This is a genomic window from Desulforhopalus vacuolatus, assembly GCF_016918505.1.
GTDB lineage: Bacteria > Desulfobacterota > Desulfobulbia > Desulfobulbales > Desulfocapsaceae > Desulforhopalus > Desulforhopalus vacuolatus.
On record NZ_JAFFPZ010000011.1, the window covers coordinates 32489 to 56950 of the forward strand.

General features: G+C 47.3%; 23 protein-coding genes and 2 pseudogenes. 14 read left to right on the top strand and 11 right to left on the bottom strand.

The window, feature by feature from the left end:
- Window positions 1-145 precede the first annotated feature (145 nt).
- From argJ to JWG39_RS08740, 5 genes are all read left to right on the top strand, one after another.
- Complete coding sequence (gene argJ / locus JWG39_RS08720) at window positions 146-1333, top strand: bifunctional glutamate N-acetyltransferase/amino-acid acetyltransferase ArgJ (protein WP_205219006.1); 1188 nt, start codon at window positions 146-148, stop codon at window positions 1331-1333.
- A 7-nt stretch (window positions 1334-1340) separates the two neighbouring features.
- Window positions 1341-1838 (top strand): SixA phosphatase family protein, encoded by a 498-nt coding sequence (locus tag JWG39_RS08725; protein WP_205219007.1) that lies wholly within the window; start codon window positions 1341-1343, stop codon window positions 1836-1838.
- Between the two features lie 169 nt (window positions 1839-2007).
- Complete coding sequence (locus JWG39_RS08730) at window positions 2008-2964, top strand: nucleoside recognition domain-containing protein (protein ID WP_205219008.1); 957 nt, start codon at window positions 2008-2010, stop codon at window positions 2962-2964.
- Between the two features lie 20 nt (window positions 2965-2984).
- A complete protein-coding gene (locus tag JWG39_RS08735; protein ID WP_205219009.1) occupies window positions 2985-4676 on the top strand; it encodes an MORN repeat-containing protein in 1692 nt (563 codons plus the stop codon).
- Between the two features lie 11 nt (window positions 4677-4687).
- On the top strand, window positions 4688-5122 hold the full coding sequence (locus JWG39_RS08740; RefSeq protein WP_205219010.1) for a DUF4177 domain-containing protein: 435 nt from the start codon (window positions 4688-4690) through the stop codon (window positions 5120-5122).
- Between the two features lie 262 nt (window positions 5123-5384).
- On the opposite strand, the gene JWG39_RS08745 is transcribed toward JWG39_RS08740, so the two are convergent.
- Together JWG39_RS08745 and JWG39_RS08750 are read right to left on the bottom strand one after the other, a co-directional pair.
- The gene (locus JWG39_RS08745) at window positions 5385-6521 is read right to left on the bottom strand and encodes a sodium ion-translocating decarboxylase subunit beta (RefSeq protein ID WP_205219011.1); all 1137 of its coding nucleotides are present in this window, start codon (window positions 6519-6521) and stop codon (window positions 5385-5387) included.
- Window positions 6522-6563: 42 nt separating this feature from the next.
- Window positions 6564-6965 (bottom strand): OadG family protein, encoded by a 402-nt coding sequence (locus tag JWG39_RS08750; RefSeq protein WP_205219012.1) that lies wholly within the window; start codon window positions 6963-6965, stop codon window positions 6564-6566.
- Window positions 6966-8003: 1038 nt separating this feature from the next.
- On the opposite strand from JWG39_RS08750, the pseudogene JWG39_RS16935 reads away from it, so the two are divergent.
- Together JWG39_RS16935 and JWG39_RS08755 are read left to right on the top strand one after the other, a co-directional pair.
- Window positions 8004-8105 (top strand): annotated as a pseudogene (locus JWG39_RS16935) (helix-turn-helix domain-containing protein); the annotation flags it as partial.
- 72 nt (window positions 8106-8177) lie between these two features.
- A pseudogene (locus JWG39_RS08755) lies at window positions 8178-8651 on the top strand (IS30 family transposase); the annotation flags it as partial.
- Here the strand turns inward: JWG39_RS08755 and JWG39_RS08760 are convergent.
- Window positions 8644-9123, bottom strand: a complete 480-nt coding sequence (locus tag JWG39_RS08760) for a hypothetical protein (RefSeq protein ID WP_205219013.1) — start codon at window positions 9121-9123, stop codon at window positions 8644-8646. The pseudogene JWG39_RS08755 and the gene JWG39_RS08760 sit on opposite strands and share 8 nt — an antisense overlap.
- A 680-nt stretch (window positions 9124-9803) precedes the next feature.
- On the opposite strand from JWG39_RS08760, the gene JWG39_RS17045 reads away from it, so the two are divergent.
- Window positions 9804-10067 carry a phage integrase N-terminal SAM-like domain-containing protein gene (locus JWG39_RS17045; protein WP_205219014.1) on the top strand — a complete coding sequence of 88 codons (264 nt, stop codon included), beginning with the start codon at window positions 9804-9806 and terminating at the stop codon, window positions 10065-10067.
- Between the two features lie 629 nt (window positions 10068-10696).
- On the opposite strand, the gene JWG39_RS08770 is transcribed toward JWG39_RS17045, so the two are convergent.
- The 3 genes from JWG39_RS08770 to JWG39_RS16770 all read right to left on the bottom strand — a co-directional run bounded on the left by JWG39_RS08770 (window position 10697) and on the right by JWG39_RS16770 (window position 12636).
- Window positions 10697-11563, bottom strand: a complete 867-nt coding sequence (locus JWG39_RS08770; RefSeq protein ID WP_205219015.1) for a YitT family protein — start codon at window positions 11561-11563, stop codon at window positions 10697-10699.
- A gap of 277 nt (window positions 11564-11840) precedes the next feature.
- The gene (locus tag JWG39_RS08775) at window positions 11841-12197 is read right to left on the bottom strand and encodes a helix-turn-helix domain-containing protein (protein WP_205219016.1); all 357 of its coding nucleotides are present in this window, start codon (window positions 12195-12197) and stop codon (window positions 11841-11843) included.
- A 310-nt stretch (window positions 12198-12507) separates the two neighbouring features.
- A complete protein-coding gene (locus JWG39_RS16770) occupies window positions 12508-12636 on the bottom strand; it encodes a hypothetical protein (protein WP_275888984.1) in 129 nt (42 codons plus the stop codon).
- Window positions 12637-12770: 134 nt separating this feature from the next.
- On the opposite strand from JWG39_RS16770, the gene JWG39_RS08780 reads away from it, so the two are divergent.
- Window positions 12771-13340 carry a TetR/AcrR family transcriptional regulator gene (locus JWG39_RS08780; protein WP_205219017.1) on the top strand — a complete coding sequence of 190 codons (570 nt, stop codon included), beginning with the start codon at window positions 12771-12773 and terminating at the stop codon, window positions 13338-13340.
- 102 nt (window positions 13341-13442) lie between these two features.
- Here the strand turns inward: JWG39_RS08780 and JWG39_RS08785 are convergent, their stop codons facing one another.
- The 5 genes from JWG39_RS08785 to cmoB all read right to left on the bottom strand — a co-directional run bounded on the left by JWG39_RS08785 (window position 13443) and on the right by cmoB (window position 17755).
- Entirely contained in the window at window positions 13443-14390 is a 948-nt protein-coding gene (locus JWG39_RS08785; protein ID WP_205219018.1) for an NAD(P)-dependent oxidoreductase, read from the bottom strand.
- A gap of 406 nt (window positions 14391-14796) precedes the next feature.
- The gene (lplA, locus tag JWG39_RS08790; RefSeq protein ID WP_205219019.1) at window positions 14797-15777 is read right to left on the bottom strand and encodes a lipoate--protein ligase; all 981 of its coding nucleotides are present in this window, start codon (window positions 15775-15777) and stop codon (window positions 14797-14799) included.
- A complete protein-coding gene (locus tag JWG39_RS08795) occupies window positions 15758-16081 on the bottom strand; it encodes a hypothetical protein (protein ID WP_205219020.1) in 324 nt (107 codons plus the stop codon). The genes lplA and JWG39_RS08795 overlap by 20 nt, the downstream gene beginning before the upstream one ends.
- 47 nt (window positions 16082-16128) lie before the next feature.
- The gene (locus tag JWG39_RS08800; protein WP_205219021.1) at window positions 16129-16680 is read right to left on the bottom strand and encodes a hypothetical protein; all 552 of its coding nucleotides are present in this window, start codon (window positions 16678-16680) and stop codon (window positions 16129-16131) included.
- A gap of 118 nt (window positions 16681-16798) precedes the next feature.
- Complete coding sequence (cmoB, locus tag JWG39_RS08805) at window positions 16799-17755, bottom strand: tRNA 5-methoxyuridine(34)/uridine 5-oxyacetic acid(34) synthase CmoB (RefSeq protein WP_205219022.1); 957 nt, start codon at window positions 17753-17755, stop codon at window positions 16799-16801.
- Window positions 17756-18843: 1088 nt separating this feature from the next.
- On the opposite strand from cmoB, the gene JWG39_RS08810 reads away from it, so the two are divergent.
- The 5 genes from JWG39_RS08810 to JWG39_RS08830 are packed head-to-tail and all read left to right on the top strand — an operon-like array spanning window position 18844 to window position 24381.
- A complete protein-coding gene (locus tag JWG39_RS08810) occupies window positions 18844-19956 on the top strand; it encodes a hydrogenase small subunit (RefSeq protein WP_275888985.1) in 1113 nt (370 codons plus the stop codon).
- A 1-nt stretch (window position 19957) separates the two neighbouring features.
- Entirely contained in the window at window positions 19958-20968 is a 1011-nt protein-coding gene (gene hybA, locus JWG39_RS08815) for a hydrogenase 2 operon protein HybA (RefSeq protein ID WP_205219024.1), read from the top strand.
- Window positions 20961-22169 (top strand): Ni/Fe-hydrogenase cytochrome b subunit, encoded by a 1209-nt coding sequence (gene hybB / locus JWG39_RS08820; RefSeq protein WP_369130601.1) that lies wholly within the window; start codon window positions 20961-20963, stop codon window positions 22167-22169. The genes hybA and hybB overlap by 8 nt, the downstream gene beginning before the upstream one ends.
- Entirely contained in the window at window positions 22166-23866 is a 1701-nt protein-coding gene (hybC, locus tag JWG39_RS08825) for a hydrogenase 2 large subunit (RefSeq protein WP_205219026.1), read from the top strand. Before hybB ends, hybC begins: the two co-directional genes overlap by 4 nt.
- The gene (locus tag JWG39_RS08830) at window positions 23866-24381 is read left to right on the top strand and encodes a hydrogenase maturation protease (RefSeq protein ID WP_205219027.1); all 516 of its coding nucleotides are present in this window, start codon (window positions 23866-23868) and stop codon (window positions 24379-24381) included. Before hybC ends, JWG39_RS08830 begins: the two co-directional genes overlap by 1 nt.
- Window positions 24382-24462 lie beyond the last annotated feature (81 nt).

A 24462-nucleotide genomic window follows, 5' to 3' on the forward strand; every position in this document is an offset into this window, starting at 1 on the left:
AGTCTCCCCTGCGCAATTTCCAGCTGCTTCGCCCGTTCCAGCTTCTTTCTGCTGGCTGAAAAAAGATGTTCCTGCTATCTTAAGAAATTTAATAAAGAGAGAGCAGAGTCTCCCATATATTTCAGGAATCTTTCAGGAGTGTGTAATGAAAATTCAAGGTTTTTCCTTTTCAGCAGTGGCTGCTGGAGTTCGTTATAAAGATCGGCTCGACGTGGCTATGATTCATTCTGAGACTCCCTGTGTGACAGCAGGAGTTTTTACCACCTCCATGGTGAAAGCTGCACCAGTGGTTCTTGATATGGAGCGACTGCAGCATCTTGGTCAGGCTCAGACTATCCTCGCCAACAGTGGTTGTGCCAACGCCTGTACCGGTGAAGAAGGAATGGAAGCGGCGAAGACCACCGGTCGGCTTGCTGCGGAGCGACTGGGGATTGACGAAGGTCTGGTGTTGCTTTCTTCTACTGGCGTTATTGGTGAAGCGCTCAACGTGGAGGCCTTCGAAAAGAATATGGATGAGCTGGTGGGAGGACTCTCCCCCACGAAATTTGACGATGTCGCCCGTGCCATTATGACTACCGATACCGTGCCGAAGACTGCAGAGCGTACGCTGATTCTCGACGGGAAGCAGGTCTCTCTGATCGGAGTGGCCAAAGGGTCGGGTATGATCATGCCAAACATGGCGACCATGCTGGCCTACATCTGCACGGATGTGGTCATCGATTTTGCTCCGCTGCAGGAGGCATTGCGGTTTGCCAACAGCCGCACCTTTAACCGGATCACTGTGGACGGAGACACCTCCACCAATGACATGGTGCTGATAATGGCCAATGGCTGTGCGGGCAACACCCCTGTAATGACCCTCGACAACCCTGCCGGTGCCGCCTTTGTCGAAGCCCTTGAGGATATTCTCAAGGACCTTTCTCTGCAGGTTGTCAGGGATGGTGAAGGGGCCAGCAAGATGATCACGGTACGGGTTGAGAGTGCTGGCAGTGAGATCGAGGCGGAAGTGCTCGCCCGTACGGTCGCAAATTCGGCACTGGTGAAGACAGCCTTTTTCGGGGAAGATGCCAATTGGGGGCGTATTCTTGCCGCTCTTGGCCGTGCTGGTGTTCTCTTTGACCCGAATATGGTGGATATCTTCTTCAACGATGTGCAGCTGGCCCGCAACGGTCGTGCAGTCGGCGGTCAGTCAGAGGCGGGGGCTGCTGAAGTCCTGAAGGAAAAGGAGATTCTCCTGACCATCAATATGAAGAGGGGGGTGGATTTTGCAGAGATTTACACCTGTGACTTCTCTCTTGATTATGTAAAGATTAACGCCGATTATCGCTCATAGGAGAACCATGAAGAAAATATTTCTTGTTCGCCACGCGAAATCAAGCGGGAGCTTCCCGGAACTGAAAGATATTGAACGTCCCCTCAGTAAACGGGGCACGCTTGACGCCCGGGAAATGTCCGGACGTCTGGCTGCAAGAAAAGTGCAGGTGGACTGCATTATCACTGGTCCTGCCCGGCGTGCACGCAAGACGGCGAAATGGATGGCTGTGGCGCTGGGAATTGACAAAAAAAATATTATCGTGAAAAAAAAGCTCTACCCCGGAGAGGCCGGGGAGCTGCGCGAGGTCCTCAAAGATCAATTGAAAAAGAACGATAATGTTCTGCTTGTAGGCCACAATCCAGGACTCAGCGACTTTGCCGAAGAACTCGGCGGAAAATCTCTGCACGAGATGCCCACCTCTGCAGTCGCTGCACTTGAGGTAAAAAATAAGGATGCGACGGCGTTAAAAAAAAGCTGTGCGCATATTGCCTTTTATGATTTTCCCCAGAACCGAAAACACTGACCGGGTTTTCGCCTGAGAAAGCAGTTTCTTTCTCCTCAGGCGGGAGCATTCCGAAGAAGGGTAATGGAATAATGGGTACCCTGATGAAGCCTTCCGTCTGTGTATACTATAACCATTATGATGTTTTACCTGGAACCCGGCCAGGTCGTAACTCACTCCCGATGTGACCATGTCAGAAATATCCCCTGTTGGAGCCATTCCTTCCCTGCGTGATCGTCTTGCTGCTCTTGCTGTAGAGACCTGGCAGACCAGCCGCGAACTGATCAAAATCATCATTCCAGTCGTAATTATTACCAAAATTTTTGAAGAGCTGGGACTGATTCATACTCTGGCTTCACTCTTTGCTCCGCTGATGGAATTGATGGGACTTCCCGGTGAGCTGGGGCTGGTGTGGGGGACGGCGATGATGACCAGTCTCTACGGTGGCATTGCTGTTTTTATGTCCCTGGCTCCTGATCTTCACCTTACTTCGGCGCAAATTACTGTTCTCGCCTCAGCACTGCTTTACTGCCACTCACTGCCAGTTGAACTTATGGTGGCGAAGCGGGCGGGAGCGAGTGCTCTTATTGTCGGGCTGACGCGTTTTTTCGCCGCACTTGCCTATGGAGCTTTCTTCTCTTTTTCCTGTCTCCGTTTCAACGTGCTGCAGAATCAGCCTCAGCTGCTCTTTAAAGCGCCGGTTGCTGACGGTGGTCTGCTGTCGTGGACGGTGGATCAGGTACAGAATATTCTGTTTATTATTGTCATAATCTTTTGCATCCTCGTGGTTATGAAGATGCTTCGCCGTTTCGGCGTGCTTGACCTTCTTGAGCGCCTGCTTGCTCCCGTGCTTCCCCATTTTGGCATGACCTCCGGCGCTGCGCCGCTCACTGTGGTTGGCATGTTGATGGGGATTGGTTATGGCGGGGCGCTGATTATTCGGGAGGCACAATCGGGGCGACTCACTCGGGAGGAGGTCTTTAATTCCATGCTGTTGCTTGGTTTATGTCACAGCCTTTTTGAAGATACCCTGCTGATGGCAGCCATTGGTGGGAAATTTATTGGAATTTTATGGGTACGAATGGCTTTTTCCCTTATATTTCTATATCTTTGGGTTTACTTCAGGCAAAGAGTGTCTGCGAAATAGAACTGAAAGAGAGGATTACATTGAGAATATTAAAATATGGAAAGGCCGCTCTGCTGGCGGGTTGCGGGATATTATTTACACTGGATATCGCTTCTGTCAGTCTGGCTGTGGCGGCTTGTGTCGAGGGGAACTGTCTGAATGGTAATGGTGTGTTTGTCGCCCGGGACGGTCGCCGATATGAGGGGCATTTCAGCAACGGTTTGATGGATGGCAAGGGGCTTCTCACATACCCCAACGGTTCCCTCTATACCGGTGAGTTGAAGGCAGGACGATTTTACGGCGAAGGAACACTCACCCATCCAGACGGCCGTAAATATAATGGCCATTTTTGGGAGGGGGTGATTCATGGGCGCGGAATGATGATCCTCAAAGACGGAACGGAGTATAACGGCGATTTCAGTTTCGGTCGCTTTCACGGTTTCGGGGTCCTTAATACTCCAGACGGCCGTCAGTATAAGGGCGAATTTCGCAACAACCTGCTCGACGGGAAAGGCAAACTCGTGTACGCCGATAAAAGCTGGTACCAGGGCAATTTCCGCAATGGTAAACCTGCTGGCAGTGGAGAGCGGCAGTATCCCGATGGCTCACACTACAAGGGGGATTTCAAAGGCAAGGTACGCCACGGGTACGGGATCTACGACAGTGCCAACGGCGAACATTACGAGGGGATGTTTGTCAATAATATCTACGAAGGTGAAGGGACTCTTCTCTACGCCGACGGACACAAATATTCCGGGGTGTTTATCCAGGGGCTGGCCAGCGGCAGAGGAAAGATCACCTGGCCCGACGGTACCGTCTATGATGGTGAGGTGGAAGGGGGCCTGCCGCAGACTGCCGGGGAGAACGTATCGGAAAACAGCGATGAGTTTGCCGTGGAGAATGTCTCCCGTGAGGGTGATGGATGGGTGTCAGTCACTCCCGGTGATGTGGAAAACGACGGCGGTATCGTCGAAGAGGATTTTGCCGCAGATGGCATGCAGGGCAGTGATTTCGGGAATCCTGCTGCCTCCGCTTCAGGGGAACCGGAGAGCAAACAGCATGTGGTTTTCAATGGCAGGCTGGTTGACGACGTGGAAGATGAGAACGTCACAGCACCTTATGTGGTGCGCTGGGGACGGATCTGCAATCGTATCGCTGGAACCATGGCGGACGGCATGGTCAGCGTGAAATTCAACGATGGCCGCAGCTATCAGGGAATGGTGAAAAAAGGGTTGATGGACGGCCAGGGAACTCTGCGTTTTCCTGGTGGCGATGTCTATACCGGTGATCTGGAAGAGGGCCATCTGCAGGGTCAAGGTGTCTATCGCCACGCCGACGGCCGCACCTATAAGGGACATTTCGCCGACAACCACAAAGAGGGACAGGGTATTTTTACATATCCCGATGGTTCACGTTACGATGGCAACTTTCATAATGATCTTTTCTCCGGTAACGGTACCTATAGCTTTGCTGACGGCAGTCGTTATTCGGGTCAGCTTGAAAATGGTGTCTTCGAGGGGAGGGGCGAACTGCATTACGCCGATGGTTCCTTTTATAAGGGGGAGTTCGTTGATGATCTGCCGCATGGGGAGGGTGAATTGCGCTCTGCGAGCGGGGCAATCTACGATGGAGATTTCCGCTTTGGTCGCCGCAACGGGCATGGCCATCTGGTACAGGCCGACGGTAAAGTTGTGGAAGGAACTTTTCGCAATGATCAATATAGCGGGGAATAAGGAGAAAAGTTATGCGCTGGAGCTACAAAACAGTTCACTACATGATGAAAAAAGAGAGGCTGTCTGGCAGTACCTTTCTCGATGAAGATGAAATTGAAACCTCGTTGAACGAATATGGCAGGGCGGGGTGGGAACTTGTCTCGGTGGTAGAGACCCTTGAGGGGTTGAATGCTATTTTCAAACAGCCCCTCGATGAAAGAGATGATTTTGTGCCCGATGCAGGAGAAAAAAAGGTGTCGGAGGAGAGGTGCTGGAAGCTGAAGGAAAACCTCGAAGAGAAGAAATTTTCAAAGATAGCTGAAGCAGTTATGGTTACCGAAGATGATACAGAGGAGGTTTCAGCGTCAAGGCCGGTAACTCTCAGTATTGAGAGACCTGGTCTCAGAAATAAAAAAAATAAGGCCGCCGTGTACTCGACAGCTGTAGGTTCCATTCGTATTTGCTGAAGTCTACATCAAAAAAGTGGCTTTCCACACCATGGAAAGCCACTTTTTTGTACATTTTTTTGTAAAGACCTGTGAAGAATGGACTTATACCATTTACATTTTGTCTTAACCAGAAAACGCGACTACGTAGACATCTTTTTTGGCGATGACGAATGAGTAATAATTCGTGTTTATCCGTGTCCATTCGTGGTTCCTTTTGTCGTTTGTAACCATGAATGGATAAACAGGAGACAAAACGGAGTATAACTTAATAGGAATGGTATTATTTCATATTAAAGCTCCATAAAATACCTGCACAGATGGCAGAGCCGATTACACCAGAGGAGTTGCAGGCCATGGCATGCATTAAAAGGTAGTTGTTCGGGTCGGATTTTAATCCCATCATGTGTACTTCACGAGCTGATCCGGGAACGGCGGAAACACCTGCTGCACCAAGTAACGGGTTGATTTTTTGTTTGAGAAACAGGTTCATTATTTTGGCAAAGATAATCCCGGATCCGGTGGCGATGCTGAACGCGACTGCGCCCAGGATAAAAATACCAATGGATTTAGGGTTGAGGAAAACATCACCCTGAGTACTTGCACCAACCGTAAAACCTAAGAATATCGTTGCTGTATCAATAACTGCTGTGCGGGCAGTCTGGGCAAGGCGTTCTACAACAGCACTTTCCTTCATCAGGTTACCAAAGAAGAATGGTCCAAGCAATGCAATGGATGCCGGTGCCAGGAAACAGCAGAGGATGACGCCCACCACAGGAAAGATCAATCGTTCCTTTTGAGAAACTTCTCGCAGGTCGGCCATGTGAATAACCCGCTCCTTTTTAGTGGTGAGCAGTTTCATGATCGGCGGCTGGATAATGGGTATTAATGCCATATAAGAATAGGCAGCAATAGCTATGGGACCTATGAGTTCTGGAGCGAGCTTAGCTGTGAGAAAGATGGAGGTTGGACCGTCTGCACCACCAATCATAGCAATGGAAGAGGCTTCATTAGGGGCGAATCCAAGTGCCATGGCGCTTAACAGAGTAAAGAAAATACCCATCTGTGCAGCCGCTCCTAAAAGCATCAGTTTAGGATTGCTCAGCAAAAATGAAAAGTCGGTCATGGCACCAAGGCCAAGAAAAACTATCGAGGGGTAGACACCTGAAGTAACACCGAAGTAGAGATAATGGAGAACACTGTTTGCCTCATAAATACCGATGCCAAAACCTTTGAAAAAAGGGATGTTACCGACAATAACACCAAAGCCGATGGGGAGCAGCAGCAGTGGTTCATATTTCTTGGCAATGGATAGATAAACAAATAAAATACCGACGAGCAGCATGATTATATTACGATAATCAACCAGGAAAAACCCTGTGTTTTTAGAAAACTGTGAAAACAGATCCAGAAGATCCATATATTCGTTCCCCCTTCAAAAAATATTCAAAAAAAGAAAAAATCACTTTAAAAAGCTGAAGGTTCCATTACCTAAAAAACAGAGATTTCCGGATTCGCACATACACCGAATTGAAATGTGGGGATGGGGGAGGTTATCTCTTTTGGCAAGTTCATAAAGGTCGGCGAGTTGAAATTGTTCATCAAGTTCCTCAAATAAAGGTTGATATAATTCCAGCGTGAATTCGATATTAGTAATGCCTTTGTCAACAGAATTCGATTCTTTTAAAATTTCTGTAGAAACTTCTACGCCGGGAACTTTTTTTTTCTTTTCCAGTAAGTCAATAATGTTGTGTAGTTGAGAAATAATAAGTGCGAGGATAGCAAGCCCGGATATCACAATCGTCGCACCTACTACTGCCATAGCCCATCCATTATGGAGTGTAATAGCTTCAATACCAGTCAAACGAGACCTCCTTTTGTGAACGGATTGTTAGCATTTCTCCAGAGAAGGAAAAATGTTATTAGGAATGGAATGTTATGTAATTATTTACATAAAAACCAACAGATAAGTTCCTTTGAAAAGAGAAAAATATGATTTTTTAAGTATGAAAAATTCCTCTTTCACAAGGTTTTTCTGATATTAAATCGGCAGATATATAATTATCTGCGCTCAAGGCACGGGGCTCCATCGCGATCAATATCAGAGTCCCCTGCATAACCAGTCTTTCGCCCATCTTCTTCGTTACAGTCAAAAAATTATCCCTGGAGGTAAGCGCCAGACTCCGATATCAATCATGGCTGTAGGGAACCTTGAATACATTCCTCCTGCTCCTCGAATATGAAGGAATGCAGGCTGTTTCAAAGTACCCGGCATTCTTCAGTTTGACCAGTGGATCGGCTGCCATCACTTCCCTGTTTGCTCCTAACACATTGAAACAGCGATAATTTTGCAGGAACGTTTTCGTAATAGCTTTTAGCGTAATTACAATAAATTATCAGTTTTACACGGAATACCTCACCTGTAATGAATGCATCCCCCTGTATATCGGCAAAAATGATCGCGAAAGATGTTAAAAAATATTCGCAAAAACAAGGAATTATTGCCAAACCGGGAAGAGATGATTGGCTGCTTTATCAATGCGGCGGAGACGTATATCGAAGTCGAGGAAAGCGAGTTGTTTCATGACGTGTTCCTGCAAGAAGGTTCTTTTGACTTGAGTTCAATCTTAATCTATCACATCATGCTAAGGTTTCGTATTTTTTTTATTAAAAAGAAGAGCTGGAAGAAAATAATTATTCAAAGGCCCTGAAAATGGCAGGAAATACGATCTTCACTGCGGCCTGAGCAGATGGAAAAATCTTCCTGTTTGATGACTGCTGGATGAGTACAATACGTGCAACACCATGATATGAAAAAAAAGTGAGTTGCCGATATGGTTATGTCACCACAACCTGACCGGAGGTTGCTGCGCACAACAGGTATCGGTGGCCAGCACTCACACTCTCAGAAAGATACCAGATCATGGCCTTTCTTCAAACAGGAAGATCTCAGACTGGGATTGCTGGTACACTGAATCGTTCTAAGAATACAATTTCACGTAAAATTCGTCGTAACTTTTTTGAAGGTAAATATGAGCCCTGCGATGCTCAGGTCACAGTGACGGCCAGGCGGAAAAATGAGAGGACGCGGATTGGAGACGGGGAAGGAGAGATCGTTTATGGGCAGAATGTATTCCTTGTTACCCTTGTGGAGCGTACCAGTCGTTTCACGCTTTGTACCCGAACACAGACGAAGTGCAAGGATGAGGTTGCCTCAGTTATAAATGGCCTTTTCGACACAATTACGGGTCGTAAGGAAACATTGACTCTGGACAATGGCAGAGAATTTGCAGCTCACGCCAAAATCAATAAACGCCATTCCATCGATATCTTTTTTGCAAAACCATACGCAAGCTGGCAGAGAGGAACAAATGAAAATACCAATGGCAGACTCAGAAGACTCTGGCCAAAAAAATTTGATGTAGCAACACTTTCTCAAGAAGAAATAGACAACGGAGTCCTGTTGTTGAATTTGACACCGAGAAAGGTCTTAAAAGGGCTAACCCCGCTGGAAGTCATCACTGGCAAACGTGTTGCACTTATTACTTGAATTCAGCTCTCACCGTATTTGTCAGGCATGCTCGTAATTTTATGTAATTGATTACTAAAAAAGAGAAGAAACCCAGTGATAACAATAATTCCATGGGTTCCTGATCTCTCCATACAAGAAACTCTTCAGAATACGGACTGGTAATATACTCAAATAAGGTGTAAATAAAAAAAACAAAGAAGAAATATGAGCTTATAAACCAATCTGGAACAACAAAGTTAACAATATGAAGGCATTTCGTTTTTACTCTCGATACAAATAGCAGTACAAATATCCATGCAAATGCCCCATATGCCCCCGTTAATATATATATTTTATGTAGTTTGGGCTGGACAATATCTAAATTATGAATTGATATTTCACACTGGACATTGTGTTTTTCAAAGTAAACAGGATTCTCTATATCAAACAGCCTTTGTCCCCAACTTATTTCCTCCAGGGAAGAAAACAAAAGTCCGATTGCTAATACCACATATAGTATTCCATGTAAGGTTATTTTGTTTCTTAGGAACGTAACCGAAATAAAAAAGGAGAGTATTGACGCCAGAAAGTAAAAAAATGATTGCACATATTCAATGAGCGAATCTTCTTGAATTAGGTGTATATATGCACTCGGTAATGCAAGCTTAATATATAGAAAAATCAAAAATAAAATTATTGGAAATAGAAAAACAAAATATTTCATATTACAGTTATTCCTGTACAGTCTGGCAGTGGGGTAAATGAAAAAAGTCCATAATATTATATTATATATGGATTTTTTTTTCTACTATATCTTGTATTATACCCTTCCTCTTAAGTTATGCCCCACCTAAGGAGGCCCAATGCCGGTTGTATCTGCTACTAATAATTCTGGGGTCTGTTACTGAACGTTACGCATTCAAAATTGGAGTGGGAACGTATTGTTCTCTAACCCTGTTGGTGAAAATTCGTGTCTATTCGTGGTTACAAATTGCAAAAGGAACCACGAATGGACACGGATAAACACGAATTATTACTCATTCGTAATCGCCAAAAAAGATGTCCACGCAGTTGCGTTCTCTGGTCAATACAAAATGTAAATGGTATTAAAGGTGAAAAATGGAAAATAATGTCCAGTTATTGCCTTTATTTCCCAATTTTCCCATATAATCTGAGATTATCACAATTCTGATGGAAAACAAGCCAAAATTCACGCCAAACCCTCAGCTTAAACTGAGGGATCACGTGCGTGAGACTCTGAGATACTCTCATTACGCACCCTCAACAGAAGAAACATATTGCCAGTGGATTTTACGATATATCTCTTTTTATGAAAAAAACGCCATCCTAAAGATATGGAAGAATGAGAGATTGAGAGATTTTTGTCCCCTTTGGCTTTTGCTCAAAATGCCGATGTATCTCCCCGGAGGCAGGATTGATTTTCCTTTATCGTGAGGTTCTACAGGCCCCTTGAGATCAGTCATCAGTCCATTGCCCCCAGTTCGCGCTAAACGTACGTGCGTGTATCCCCCCAGTATTAACTGAAGGGAACCCATCTATGAAGAATGATCAGGTTAATTTATGGGTCAGGTATATGCCTTATGGAGTGCATTCACCTTCGAATACAAGACATCGATTTTGGACAAGGTCAACTCTTTGTCCGTGATGGAAAAGGTGGGAAAGAGAGAGGTACCTTCTTGCCGCGTATACTAATCGATGGATTACATCATTTACATTTTGTATTGGCGGATGAGCAGGACAGACGCCCAGATTGGTCGTCTCTACGATGGTGGAAATGTATCTTACGGGTATTGATTGTGCAGATCTGGATGCAATCCCCCATAAATACAAAATGGTGTTGTATTTATGGGGGAAAAAGTGCGGCAGGAGGCAGGAAAAAGCAAAAGACATCCGCTCTTCAACAAGACAGGAGGTCTTTTAAGAACGAGTGCATCCTGCGGCTTAAATCTTCGGATACAAACGTTTCCATTTAATGCGTTGTCTCTGGTCGTGAAAATTCAGAAATCTCAGATCTCAGGTTTCCAGAATTTGTTGCGGATACGAATAGTTAGTATTTAAGAGTACTAGTACATTTTTCTCTTGCCAAAGCTGGAACCAATGACGTTAAAACTGTTCTCAGCTATAAACAGGGCATCAGGATCTTCGGAAAAGACGACATCCTCAAGTTTCTTCATCTGCAGGTTATTGGTAATAGTCATTACCATCTGTTTGTCATGGCCGGAGTAAGCACCCCGGACGTTGATCAGGGTGGCACCCATTTTCATCTCAAGGGTAATTACTTTAACAATTCGCTCATAATGCTCACTGAGAATATAGACAATTTTCCGTGCGTTTGAGAGTGTTAACACCTGCTCAATCAGTATCGAAGACGTGAAAGAGAGAATAATGGAGGAGATCAATATATCCGGTGTATAGCGGGCGGCAAGGAAAGTAAACAGGGCGATGTTAAACATGATATAGAATTTCCCAACCCCGAGATTCCATTTACGCAGCAGGAAGAGTGCCACAACATCCAGACCGCCTCCCGACCCCCGTGAACGCAGGATTACACCACACCCGACCCCAGTGATAACCCCACTGGCAATAGCGGCGTAGAGCTGGTCCTGGATGGGATAGTTTAACTTCAGTATTTCCAGAAAGAATGTTTGTATAAGAATCCCGTAGGTCGTATAGATAAAGAAACGGTGACTGAACGTTTTCCAGCTGATGTAGAGCAGCGGAATGTTGATGATCAGATACCACAGCCCGGGGGTGAGAATGCCGGTGATTCGGGCAGTGAGCATTGCCGCACCGTAGAGGCCGCCGGTGATGAATTCGTGATGTGCAAGGATTGCATTGGCTCCAATGGCGTAAATGAAAGAGCCGAGGGTGATAAGCACGATGTCGTTTATCACCGCTTTGAACTCTGAATTTTTTGATTTTTTGACCATTGGGGCACCACGTGGAAAAAGTTTTCTAAGGTCTTAACATATTGTTATTACGTTAATATTTGCGTTTGATAAAAGCGGGGCAAACAAGATACATTACCCTTACTGGAAATGCGAGAGAAAAGTGACCTGCAGAGGGAAATCGAATGCGAGGAAACTGCGCAGGCGCTTCAGTGCGATGAGAGTTGCGGTGGCCGTTCGTTCTCTTCTTTCCGACTGAGCGGACGATGCCATGACTGTTTTTTCTACAAAACAGTCTGCAGAACGGGGGCTGTTTTTTTCAGGAGGAGTGTGGAAAGGTAATGGTAAGCTGTTCCACCTCAATATTCAGTGCGCGGGCTATTTTTTCAAGGGTCTCGGGTCTATTTTTGGTCCCCGTTTTTTCAATCTGGGCGATGGCAGGCTGAGTCATACCAAGTTTTTCAGCCAGTTCACGCTGAGTGATTTTCAGGTGCCTGCGCCAGGAGGCGATCAGCGAGAGGCCTGTTTTGGCGTGCATGATCCGCACCTCAGAGGGAATATAAACGCCGCTGGCGTTATTGTCGCCACTGAGTTGAATCCATTTCGCGTAGGGAACGACCACAAAAGCTGGTCGTCCATTTTCCTTGATAATCTGTACGTCATAATCAATAATCATTATATTTTTCCTTTCTGCAGCTTTTTTCAAAGCCGAGGTGGAGGAGTGTGTCGGTCAAGGGCTCGAAACCAGCGGATTTTCCGACGAGGTCTAACTGTTGCCAGCTGCTTGCGTATAAGAAAAAAAGAATATACTCCTTATGGAGTCATTGTCAACGAGGGGATGAATAAAAACTAGAGAGTTCGATATGTTAGCTGTTGGAAGGAGGAACTGGACAGTATCGAGGCTTATCTTTTAAGAGGAAAACTTTTTGACATAATGAGTATGCCAGAGCAGGCAGGAGTCGTCACTTTCTTTTGTCTCATTCGGATTACACATCAAAGATGTGCCACTCAATCTGCACTTTCTTCTGCAATCTCATTTCGTCAATGGCTGTTTCGAATCTTTTATAACTGATGATACACCACGGGCATATCACATCGGAGATAATTTTGAGCATTTAGTCAAAATCTGTTCCGGGGAGGGATCTTGCCATTTATTTATTGAGTGGCTATTCAATAAATAAATGTTATACTGTTGTCTTTACTAAGAATAATTGAGTTTTCTGAATTCTGCGAAGAAGGATGACACAAAATGGCCAAAGCGCTTTTTAAAAGAAATGAGGTTATAGATAAATCAATGTTGCTGTTCTGTCGCAAAGGTTTCAAGGCTTCATCAATGCAGCAGATTGTGGAGACCACCGGGCTTAAACCCGGTTCGATTTACCACTCCTTTGGCAACAAGGAGGCATTGTTTCGCGAGGTTCTGACGAGTTACAGTGCGAAATCGATGGCAAAGGTGCGTGAGACAATTGATGGTGCAGAGAGTATTGACGAGGGGATTCTTCTTCACCTGAAAAACACAGTGGCAGAATCCATCAATCCGAACTACTGCAGCTGTCTGCTGGTAAAAACTCAGCTGGAACTGGCTGCTGATGAGAACAAGAATAATCTCCATGATTTCGCTGCAAACCGGCTCAAAAAGATAGAGTCTCTTTTCCGCAGTTATCTCGAACACGAGTATGATGAAGAGACGAGTTCTGAGAGGGCTGTGAGTATCATGCTGCATATCTTTGGTGTGCGGATTTATGGATATCAGCAGGGTTCCGCAGAGCTTATGCTGAAAGGGCTGCGGGCTGGACTGCCCTGGTTGCCGTGGGATTGAAGGGATGTGGAAAAATAGACCCCGCTGTAAATGTGCAAGAGACAAAAAAGGCTGACCGGGATTCCCGGTCAGCCTTTTTTGTCTATGAGGTTACGTTGTCTTTCATACGACATTTGTTGGAGCACCATCGAGAAACGCCTTTATATTGTCAAACTCAATCTTTGCCCGCTTGAGCATCGATTCAGCTGTGGCGTAGGCGACGTGAGGAGTGATCACCGTGTTTTTTGCCTTTACCAGTGAATAACTGTCGGGGAGGGGCGGTTCCATGTCGAAAACGTCAATACCGGCACCGGCAATTTTTCCGGTGTTCAGGGCATCGGCCAGAGCTGTATTGTCAACGATTGGTCCGCGGGCGACGTTGATGAGCACCGCGCTCTTCTTCATCAATCCCAGTTCACGAGCACCGATCATACCTCTTGTCTCAGCTGTAACCGGTACATGCAGAGAGATGACGTCAGACTCGGTCATAACTTCATCAAAACTTTTGTACTCCAGTCCGTTGTCACGTTTTGTACGGCTGAAGGCGATGACCTTCATGCCAAAGGCCTGTGCCCGTCTGGCGGTATGGCTGCCGATGGCGCCGGTACCAATGATGCCCATAGTTTTTCCGGAGAGCTCAAATCCTTCCAATCCTGCTTTCGTGCCGCCTGTACGGGTGGCATTGTCAGATGGCACGATATTACGGCAGACGGCGAGAAGGAGACCTATAGCCAGTTCCGCCGTGGCCACGGTGGCGTAGCCGGAGCAGTTGCTCACCACAATGTCGTGCTCATGGCAGTACTCCACGTCGACGTGGTCAAAACCGGTGAAAGCGACGGCCAGCATTTTCAGCCTGGGACATTTCTCCAGTACGCTTCGTGGAAAGGGAACATTACCGATAACCACGATTTCCGCATCTTTGCTGCGGGCAATAAGTTCCGCTTCGTCGGTAGTTCTCTCCGCAAAGTGCTCTATAGTGACATCCTTCAGGGAGCTGCCGAGGGATGCACTGATAATCTTATCAAGTTGAGCTTTCTCAACGGCAAGAGGTTCAACAACAGCAATTTTCATGGGATACTCCTTAGTTTGAATTCAATGCTCTGGATGGTCGATGACCATGTCAGTTTTTCTGTCTGGCGGAAATTTGAAATACTCTGGTACATAATGGGCAAAAAATGTACCTGGGGAAGCGTTAACCGGCTGTCATTTTCCACATTGACAATGCTCTGTACTAAAGCACGGATTCCGGCAATTTTCAACAATCCATCGACGACCTTTTTTCTCTGAAACGTATGAGATGAGCTGGATGCGACCTGCAGTCGCAATTTTTCTGAACAGCAGAATTTCGCTGTTGGTGGCAATGAGTATCACGGCGAAGAAAAAAGAAAATTTTTCACGAAAGATTGGCTGAAAACGATTTTAGAAGGCCTCAGGCTGTTCAGCCCTGAGGAAGAGTTTCGGACGTGAACAGGTTCGCTTATGGTTGACTAAAAAAGTTGAGTAATTCCGATGCGCTGCTGCCTGTGAAGTAACGCGGCAGATTCATTCCGGTCAGTGCTGCGGTGATGGCCGGTGGGGTATGCGCGACTCCTTGCAGGCAGGCGGTGAGCTCTGCAATCGGCAGTTCGGCGAAGAAGTCTCCCGAGATGCTGCAGTGCCGGATGATTCCCTGCTGAATATCAAGGCGGGCTTCAACTGCACCCCACGGAAAGCGGTGGCGCAGCTTTTCGGTGTAACGTGGCGATTTGCCGTAGTTCCACTCCCAGGTGCGATATTTTTTATCGGCAAGCTGTTCGGCCGCAGCTATATCCTCTTCGCACAGCTCCCCCGGCGTACTCGCACAGTTTCGGATAAATACATTCTGCAGTGCTTCCATAGTGGTATCCTGCGGCCACACCTGGTTGAGGTTGGTGACCCGGCTGCGTACCGAACTGATTCCCCTGGAAAGATATTTATCCGGTGCGCCGGTGAGAACTGCTTCAAGCATGTCCATGTTCAGATTGACAAGCATCGTACCGTGGTGCAGTACCCGTCTTCCCCTGCGGGTCTGCGCGGCACCAGAGATTTTTTTACCGTTGACGGTGAGATCGTTTCGACTGGAAAGTTCAGCCTTCACTCCCAGTTCTGCAAGGGCATTGGCGATGGGGGTGAGATATCGTTTGAAATCGATGACACCTGCAGCATTGCTGTGGTGCAGAAACGAGTAGTTGAGATTGCCTCCGTCGTGGAATACGGCACCGCCGCCGGTGATTCGCCGGACGACGTCGAGCTGATATTTTTGCACCAGCTGCTGATTGATCTCCTCAAGGGTGTTCTGGTGTCGGCCGACGATAATTGACGGGTGATTGCGCCACAGCAGAAACCACCCGGGGTGGTCGGCGGGCATGGTGGAGAAGAGATGTTCTTCAAGTGCGAGGTTGAAAGCAGGATCGGTGGTATCAAGAAGCAGCGAATACATGAGTGGTCTCTCCGTGTGATGAGATGTTGCACTGATTAATGGGAAAATAATATCTTTCCGATTCAAGTTGATTCAGACATTGCAGGAAACGGGGAGTGATCTGATTCAACTCATTCAGGTTCAAAGGACTCGCATAGAGTACCCGCCAGAAACGGGGTAGAGATGCCGGTGGCTCGTGTTTCTGGAGTTGACGGGGTTCATCAAATGCCGGTTGAGAATGTGGTGTGAAGACGCCATGGCGCTGGCTGAAGGAGGTGTGAGGAGGCTGGAGCGTTGAGGTCTCTGAGTATTGAGGCTTTTTCATGCAAAAAACCCCGACGGGGCTTTTTGCATGAAGATGATGATTTCAGATCAATTTTCAGGAAATGAGTCCTCGAAAAGTTTGACAATGGCTTCGCGGCCGGCATCATTGAGGTAGCGTGTACCACTGCCGACAAAGGTCTCATATTCGATTTTGGGTGTATCTTCCTGCCAGCAGCCTTCTTTCCATGTAAACCATTTTTTGTCCGGCTGGTCGAAAACGTGCAGCGGACGGTTGAACATCTTGGCCAGTTCCACCGACCAGCCGGTGCCACCTTTTACGGAGTCGTCTTCTTGAATCGAACCTATGACAAAGACCTGATGCCCGCTGTTAATCATGTGGAAGATTGTCTGGAGGACCTTACGGATTTTTTCTGTTTCATAATAGGTGCGGTTGAGCATGCGGGAGGCGAGTTCCATACTGATATCTCCGCGTTCCAGCTGTGCCTGGTCAAGGACAACGGTATTCTTGTCGCGGGCAAGTTTATGACCCTCAAAGGTATATACTATGTCCTTGATTCCTCTCTTCTCGGCTTCTTCGCTGAAGGTGGTTTCAGCACCTTTGAGGCCGGAACTGTAGAGTGTGTAGTTTGAAAGATCCATGGTTTCCTCCGTGTAAAAGTAACAGTTTACCCAACGCATTGATTCTTGAATATTTCAGCAATGTACCCGCCGAAGGGTGGAAAGGCAAGAAAACGCTTTAGTTCAGCACGTCGCGTGTTTATTTTTCCGCCTTGAGAAAAACACGCAGGGGGGCGGGGTAACCCTCCACTGTTCGTGTCGGGTCGGTCGGATCAAGGTAGTCACTGAGGGATTCGTATATCATCCACTCCGTTCGTCTCTGGATATCCGGGGTCATCGCGTGTGAGGCGAAAAGTTTGATATTTTTGAACCCTGCTTTCCGCACCCAGTTTATCAGACAGGAAGCGGTGGGAACAAAGTAGGTTCCCGGTACCTTCGCATAGGTGCCGTCGGGAAAGAGGGCAACAGGAGTATTGCCCGGAATTGCCTGGGTCTCAAGAATCATCGTACCGCCGGGCTGCAGGGATGTGAGAATATCGCGCAGGGTGTCAACAGGAGAAGGACGGTGGTAAATGATACCCATGAGAAAAACAACATCGAAACACTTCACAAAATATTTGAGATGTTCTACCCCGAGCAAATCGATATCAAGATTGCTGCATCCCGCCATTGCATTGAGGGCCTTGAAACAATAGTAATGCTGCACCGAGGGCTCAAGACCAAGCACAAAACGCGGTTTGCGGGCAGCCATGCGGAACATGTAGTAACCGTTATTGCAGCCGATATCAGCAATAACTTTGTTTTCCAGTTCGGGCAGCTCTTCCTTGAGTTGATTCCATTTCAGGTTACTGCGCCATTCCGCGTCGATGTTATTGCCAAAGACAGAAAAGGGCCCTTTGCGCCAGGGCATGAAGGCTTTGAGGTTTTCCCGGATAAGCACTTTCTCCCTGCTGGAAATCTCGTCCTCCGTACCAATGGAAACTGTGTCTCCGGAAAAATCACAGTTGTGCGCCTGCCACTGCGCAAGTGCCTGACAGGGATTACGATAGCGGAGGAAACCCTTCTTCTCCTGGTTGACCCATACCTGTTTTTTTTCATGTTCAGTGATAATAACAGTGCGGTTGGCAGTTTCAGGGAGTCGGTCAAGGTAGTGCATTGTCACTCTTGAGATAAAAGGTTTGATAAAATTATCGAGAAACAGAAAATTTCATTGGAATACAAAGCCTGGTATGTTGCAGACAAGACTTTTCGTGAGGGAGAGCTTTGTCTTCAACACGTAAATTTATGGGTACCTTGAATAACCAGTCTTTCGCCCATCTTCTTCGTTACAGTCAAAAATTTATCCTCCGACAAAGCGAAGAACAAGACGTCGAGATATCAATCATGGCTGTAATAAATTTCCTCCTGTGCCTCAGATATGAATAAAATACAAGCTGTTTCAAGATATTCTTATATGGTCTTTTATTGATCCACTATGCTATCACTTTATTAACACGATCATTTATATCGAAATAATGTACTTTGTCCCCTCTTGAATATCAATTTTGTGGACTATAAAAATAACCATAAAGATGTTCTGGTCGAGAACATCGAGGAACTTTTTGATGAAAGATACGTGTTTGGGAACATCAAATATGAACGAAAGAAAGATGTTTCAGGATCCTTTTGCTGGATTAACAGGGAGAGTTTTTCAACAGGTCAGAAACAGCACTTTTCCCGCGTGGAAGTTTCTTGTTAGTTACTGTTTCTCTGGTAAAATTTTATACTGGAGTTGCTTTTCTTCTTGTTGATTCAAATACTGTTGAGTACAGTTTTTCTTAGCCCTTCATTCATGATATTATTGATTTTTTTACTGAAAACCAATATAGCATAAAAGTAAAGAGTATTTCTTTCTTTTTTTATCCTTAATTTGAGGGGAAATATCCTCTTGCAGTCTTTATCCATCAACACGGAACGTTGAGTTCAGGGTACCTTTTGAAGAATTTATATCTCTTTTTATTAATTTGCACTATCATCTTGTAAACAGGTAAGAAAAACGTTAGATCTTATGCCAAAAGCTTCAGAAAAAACGGGGAAATTTCTTGCGGACAGCTGACATTTTAGCTACGATCTGTGCGCTGTTTAATGACGCTGAGAAAAGGTCTTCGTATCTGCTGCTTTACAGCTCTTTACTGCAGTTTTCCTCGGATTTCTGCGTAATCCTCAACATCCATCTGCTGAATGAACGCTGAAAAAAACACCCAAATGTTAGATTGTCTCGGCGTATCTCGCCGGGATTTCATGAAGTTTTGTACTGGTATAGCCGCGACACTCGGCCTTGGAGGTCTCTCTTCAACCGAGGCTATTGCCGAAGCTCTCACCAGTAAAAAACTACCACCGGTAATCTGGATTGGTGCACAGGAGTGCACTGGTTGTACTGAAGCACTCCTGCGGGCAACTCATCCTACCCTTGAGACTCTTCTGTTTCAGGTTATCTCTCTGGAATACCATGAGGTTCTCTGTGCTGCTGCCGGCCATCAGGTAGAAGCCAACAAGCACCGCGCCATGGAAGAATATAAAGGCGAATATGTGCTGGTTGTTGACGGATCTATCCCGACCAAAGATGGCGGTGTCTACTGCATGGTTGCCGGAAAACCCATAGGAGAGCACATCAAAGAGGCCGCTGAAGGTGCTGCAGCCATTATTGCCATTGGTTCCTGTGCTGCCTGGGGCGGTGTCCCCTCTATAGGCCCCAATCCCACCGGTGCTGTCGGTGTGCAGGAGTTTCTGCCGGATAAAAAAATTATTAATATTCCCGGCTGTCCTCCCAATCCGTCCAACTTTATCGCCACCGTCGTGCATCTTCTTACCTTCAAAAAGTTGCCGGAACTTGATGCTGAAGGACGGCCGAAATTTGCCTATGGGCGTCTTATTCATGAGCATTGTGAGCGGCGGCCGCATTTTGATGCCGGTCGTTTCGCTGAGGCCTATGGAGATGAAGGGCATCGGCAGGGATGGTGCCTCTATAAACTCGGCTGTAAAGGTCCTGAGACCTATGGTAACTGCCCCTCCCTGGAATTCTGCGATGTCGGCGGAGGAATCTGGCCGGTTGGTATTGGCCATCCCTGCATTGGCTGTAATGAGAAGGGGGTTGGCTTCTCGAAAGGAATTAGTGAACTGGCGCATGTTGTCCGTCCGACTCCCCCTGCTGTTCATCCTGAGGTCAATACACCTGCTGGCGGGGAAAATAAAGTCGCTGGTACAGCGATTCTGGCCGGTGTCGCCGGTCTGGCTGCCGGTGTAAGTGTGATGACGGTTAAAGAACTTGGCCGTCAGCAGAAAGAGGGAAAAAATTCTTCCCAAGAGAAGGAGAATTAATATGGACCGCCGCGATTTTCTCAAAGTTGCGACTGTCGCTCCTCTGCTTGCGACGGTTGGCGCCGCTACGGATGCAGAGGCCCGACATAATCTTCCACCGTTACCGGAGGGCGTAGGCCTGCTCTATGATTCTACCCTTTGCATTGGGTGTCAGAGTTGTGTGGCCAAATGCCAGGAAGTCAACCAGATGGATCTCAACCCTGCTGACTCACTGCACTCAAAAAATAATTATCTCTCTCCGTTCAGCTTTAATGTTATCCAGGTGTGGCAAAACGGCGCTGGTATAAACAAAGATCAGATTGATGACGGCTATGCCTACATTAAGCGTCAATGTATGCACTGTGTAGATCCCAACTGCGTCTCGGCCTGTCCGGTTTCTGCCATGCAGAAGGATCCTGTTACCGGAATTGTTACCACTGACCCGAGTCTGTGTACCGGGTGTCGTTACTGCATGATCGCCTGCCCGTTTAATGTCCCGAAATATGAATATGATGACCCCTTCGGACGTCTCCAGAAGTGTTCGCTCTGCAATCAAAAAGGGGTGGAGCGTATCGACAAAGGTGGAATTCCTGCCTGCGCCGAGGTCTGCCCGACAGGGGCAGTCATTTTTGGCAAACGGAGTGATTTGTTGCGTGAAGCCCGTCAGCGTGTCGCTGCTGATCCTGGATCGGAGCATAAATACCCGGTCAAAGCAATAGGCAGTGGGGAATTTAACAAGACTTCAATCCCTCACTACAATCAGGAAATTTATGGTGAACGTGAGGGCGGTGGATGCCAGTGTCTCGTTCTCTCCTCAGTGCCCTACGAAGACCTTGGTCTTCCCTCTCTTCAAGAGGAGAGCTTTGGCGCTGCGACTGAGACCGTGCAGCATGGGCTCTATAGAGGGATGTTTCTGCCTATCGCATTGCTCCCTGCGCTTCTCTATGGCTGGTTGACCAGGCGTACCTGGTTAAGTATCGGCGGCGGCAAGGCGGGAAATAAACATGACGAAACGGAGGCTGGCAATGAGTGAGCATATCAGCAAACCTCTTGGTGGAAAAATATTTACCTGGCCGATAATCTTTTTCGGCATTCTGATCCTCATCGGACTTTATGCCATAACTCATCGCTTCGTCTCAGGGATTGGAGCAGTCAGTGATCTCAATGGAGGTTTTCCCTGGGGGTTGTGGATTGCGTTTGACCTCCTTGTCGGGACCGGCTTTGCCTGTGGCGGCTGGGCTCTCGCCTGGACGGTGTATGTCTTCAACCAGGGGCAATATCATCCAATGGTGCGTTCGGCTCTGCTGGCGTCCCTTTTTGGTTATTCCCTCGGTGGATTCTCCATTCTGATTGACGTTGGTCGCTACTGGAATGTCCCCTATTTTTATATCCCCGGGTTCTTCAACGTCAACTCTGTGCTGTTTGAGACAGCATTCTGCATGACAGTGTATGTCTTCGTCGTCATGTTTGAATTCGCGCCGGTTATCTGTGAGCGCCTTGGCTGGAAGATCTCTCTGCGCAAAATGAATAAAGTGATGTTTGCCGCGATCTCTCTTGGGGTGTTGCTGCCAACCATGCATCAATCTTCTATGGGATCGCTGTTTAATATTGCAGGGCTTAAACTTCACCCGCTCTGGCGAAGTGGTGCAATACTTGGTCCGCTCTCTCTGCTGACCGCTCTCATCATGGGGTTTGCGATTGTTATCTTTGAAGGATCCATTACTCGCGCAGGACTTCGCGGGAAAGATGTGGCAGACGAAACTCCGCTTTTTGCCAAATTGTACAGAATCATCAGATGGCTGATCATTGCATTTTTTATCCTCCGCTTTGGTGAACTTGCGCTGGGAGACAAGATGCAACTGCTGTTTGTCGGAGATCGCGGGGCATGGCTTTTCTGGCTGGAAACGGCACTCCTTGCAGCGCCACTCTATATCCTCAGTAAAGATAAGTTTATAAAAGATGCCCGCTGGCTTTTCGGATGTGCCATAAGCATGATGCTCGGTGCTGCCCTCTGGCGGATGAATCTTTCACTTTTCACCTTCAATCCCGGGGATGGCTACAGCTACTTCCCTACAGCGGAGGAGATCCTTATCTCTATTGGTCTCGTGGCTATGGAAATCTGTGGTTTTATTTTAATTGTTAAATATTTTCCGGTAATCTCCTTTCTTGCTCCTAAAAAAGAGAACGGGCAAAAGGTGGTTACGGATGAAGCTCATAATGAGGTTGCACAATGAAGCAGCGTATTACGGTTGATCCTATTACTCGAATTGAAGGCCATCTCCGGGTGGACTGCGAGATTGAAGATGGTGTTATCAAAAAGGCGTGGTCTACGGGAACGATGTGGCGGGGTATTGAAAAAATTCTTGTTGGTCGCAATCCCGAAGATGCATGGATTATTACTCAGCGTATCTGTGGCGTCTGTACAACAGTGCATGCCATCGCTTCTGTTCGTGCAGTTGAAGATGCCATTGATGCAGAGGTCCCGCTGAATGCGCAGTATATCCGTAATATTATTACTGCCGGGCACTGTATTCACGATAATATCGTCCATTTTTATCAACTGTCAGCTCTGGACTGGGTGGATGTTACCTCTGCTCTCAAGGCCGATCCGCAGAAGGCTGCCGATCTCATGGCAAAGGTTTCCAGCTGGCCCGGGAACAGTGTACAGGAGTTTGCTGCAGTACAGAAAAAGGTGAATTCGCTGGTTGAGCGCGGTCAACTTGGCATATTTGCTAACGGCTACTGGGGGCATAAAGATATGAAATTGTCTCCTGAGGTTAATCTCATCTGTGTTGCTCATTATCTGCAGGCCCTTGAGTGTCAGCGTAATGCCAACAAGGCTGTAGCTGTCCTCGGCGGGAAATCTCCTCATATTCAAAATCTTGCGGTGGGCGGTGTTGCCAACCCCATCAATCTTGACGGCGTCGGGGTTCTCAACATGGAACGCCTGCTGTTGCTGAAGACCTATATTGACAAGCTCAACGATTTTGTAGAGCAGGTGTACAAGCCTGATGTTGCAATCATTGCTGCTTTCTATCCGGAGTGGCTCGAAGTTGGTGCAGGCGTTGTCAATTATCTCAGTATCCCTGAGCTTCCTACCGATACAAAGAACAGCAGTTTCATCATGCCGGGCGGGTATATAGAAAATGGAGACCTTTCCACTTTCCGTGAAATTACCACTCCCAAAGACGAATGGCTTCGCAAGGGTATTGCGGAATGCTCCAAACACGCCTGGTACTCTGATGAGGAACTGCTTGCTCCCTGGGAAGGGAAAACCAACCCCAGTTACACGGAGTGGGACCCCGAAGGAAAATACAGCTGGTCGAAGTCGGTGACTTTTTACGATAAGACTGTTCAGGTTGGACCTCTGGCCCAGGTACTGGCCATGCTGGCCAAAGGAGATGTCCGCTGTAAAAAACATCTGGGCGATATTCTTGGTGTATACAAAATGCTTACCGGCAAGGTTATCGAACTCCCACAGTTGCACTCGACCATTGGGCGTATTGCGGCACGTGGTATCCGCTGTGCGATGATGAAGGACGCCATGTCCGAGCAGTGGCAGGCACTTATTGATAATATCGGGAAAGGAGATGTCACCACCTGGATCAAACCGGAAATACCGGATCACGAGGTTCATGGTGTCGGGTTCCTTGAGGCACCCCGCGGAATGCTTTCGCACTGGATCGTCATTGATAATGGTAAGATTGCCAACTATCAGGCTGTTGTCCCTTCAACATGGAATGCCGGTCCCCGTAATCAAAACGATGAGCCTGGTCCGTACGAAGCTTCCCTCGTGGGAACACCGGTGGCAGATGCTGAATTGCCGCTCGAAATTATCCGTACGATTCACAGCTTCGATCCGTGCATGTCCTGTGCCATTCACATGGTGGATGAGGACGGTGAAGATGTGACTGTGGTCAAGGTTCTTTGATGACTGCAGCTGGCAAAAAGGCCCTTCTTCTTGGTGTCGGGAATCTCCTGCTGAATGATGAGGGGATCGGGGTGCGTGTCGTCGAGGAGTTTGATCGGCGATACGACACTCCGGAGCTTGATATTGTGGATGGCGGTACCGCAGGCATGGAGTTGCTGGACGATCTGGCCGATCGACCGCTGGTGGTGATCGTTGATTGTATCAAATCAAAGGATCCGGTGGGAACGGTGAAGTGGCTTGAGGACGAGCAGGTTCCCAAGTTCTTTTCCCGTAAACTCTCTCCGCATCAGCTCGGGCTCTCAGATGTCCTCTCTGCGCTTATCATGACGGGGGAATATCCCGCCCGCCTTCGACTTCTCGGCGCGGTTCCAGAGAGTATTGATACAGAGATTGGTTTGACAGATCTGCTTGCTGGAAGGAAGGAAGAGATGGTGGAACAGCTCCGTGCCTTTTTCAGTGAGGAGGGGTTTGAGGTAAAAGAAGGAACATATTGTACGATGAAGTTAGGGATATAGAGACTTTTCTGCAGTCTTGACTGCCGAGAGAAACCAACAGAGGCCGCCTTCGTTATGAAGGCGGCCTCTGTTGGTTTCTCT

Bases quoted from the DNA above. Each gene is read 5' to 3' on its own strand.
- argJ (WP_205219006.1), top strand. From the start codon at position 146: ATGAAAATTCAAGGTTTTTCCTTTTCAGCAGTGGCTGCTGGAGTTCGT.
- JWG39_RS08725 (WP_205219007.1), top strand. From the start codon at position 1,341: ATGAAGAAAATATTTCTTGTTCGCCACGCGAAATCAAGCGGGAGCTTC.
- JWG39_RS08730 (WP_205219008.1), top strand. From the start codon at position 2,008: ATGTCAGAAATATCCCCTGTTGGAGCCATTCCTTCCCTGCGTGATCGT.
- JWG39_RS08740 (WP_205219010.1), top strand. From the start codon at position 4,688: ATGCGCTGGAGCTACAAAACAGTTCACTACATGATGAAAAAAGAGAGG.
- JWG39_RS08745 (WP_205219011.1), bottom strand. From the start codon at position 6,521: ATGGATCTTCTGGATCTGTTTTCACAGTTTTCTAAAAACACAGGGTTT.
- JWG39_RS17045 (WP_205219014.1), top strand. From the start codon at position 9,804: ATGGAAAACAAGCCAAAATTCACGCCAAACCCTCAGCTTAAACTGAGG.
- JWG39_RS08770 (WP_205219015.1), bottom strand. From the start codon at position 11,563: ATGGTCAAAAAATCAAAAAATTCAGAGTTCAAAGCGGTGATAAACGAC.
- JWG39_RS08775 (WP_205219016.1), bottom strand. From the start codon at position 12,197: ATGATTATTGATTATGACGTACAGATTATCAAGGAAAATGGACGACCA.
- JWG39_RS16770 (WP_275888984.1), bottom strand. From the start codon at position 12,636: ATGCTCAAAATTATCTCCGATGTGATATGCCCGTGGTGTATCATCAGT.
- JWG39_RS08780 (WP_205219017.1), top strand. From the start codon at position 12,771: ATGGCCAAAGCGCTTTTTAAAAGAAATGAGGTTATAGATAAATCAATG.
- JWG39_RS08785 (WP_205219018.1), bottom strand. From the start codon at position 14,390: ATGAAAATTGCTGTTGTTGAACCTCTTGCCGTTGAGAAAGCTCAACTT.
- lplA (WP_205219019.1), bottom strand. From the start codon at position 15,777: ATGTATTCGCTGCTTCTTGATACCACCGATCCTGCTTTCAACCTCGCA.
- JWG39_RS08795 (WP_205219020.1), bottom strand. From the start codon at position 16,081: ATGAAAAAGCCTCAATACTCAGAGACCTCAACGCTCCAGCCTCCTCAC.
- JWG39_RS08800 (WP_205219021.1), bottom strand. From the start codon at position 16,680: ATGGATCTTTCAAACTACACACTCTACAGTTCCGGCCTCAAAGGTGCT.
- cmoB (WP_205219022.1), bottom strand. From the start codon at position 17,755: ATGCACTACCTTGACCGACTCCCTGAAACTGCCAACCGCACTGTTATT.
- JWG39_RS08810 (WP_275888985.1), top strand. From the start codon at position 18,844: ATGTTAGATTGTCTCGGCGTATCTCGCCGGGATTTCATGAAGTTTTGT.
- hybA (WP_205219024.1), top strand. From the start codon at position 19,958: ATGGACCGCCGCGATTTTCTCAAAGTTGCGACTGTCGCTCCTCTGCTT.
- hybB (WP_369130601.1), top strand. From the start codon at position 20,961: ATGAGTGAGCATATCAGCAAACCTCTTGGTGGAAAAATATTTACCTGG.
- hybC (WP_205219026.1), top strand. From the start codon at position 22,166: ATGAAGCAGCGTATTACGGTTGATCCTATTACTCGAATTGAAGGCCAT.
- JWG39_RS08830 (WP_205219027.1), top strand. From the start codon at position 23,866: ATGACTGCAGCTGGCAAAAAGGCCCTTCTTCTTGGTGTCGGGAATCTC.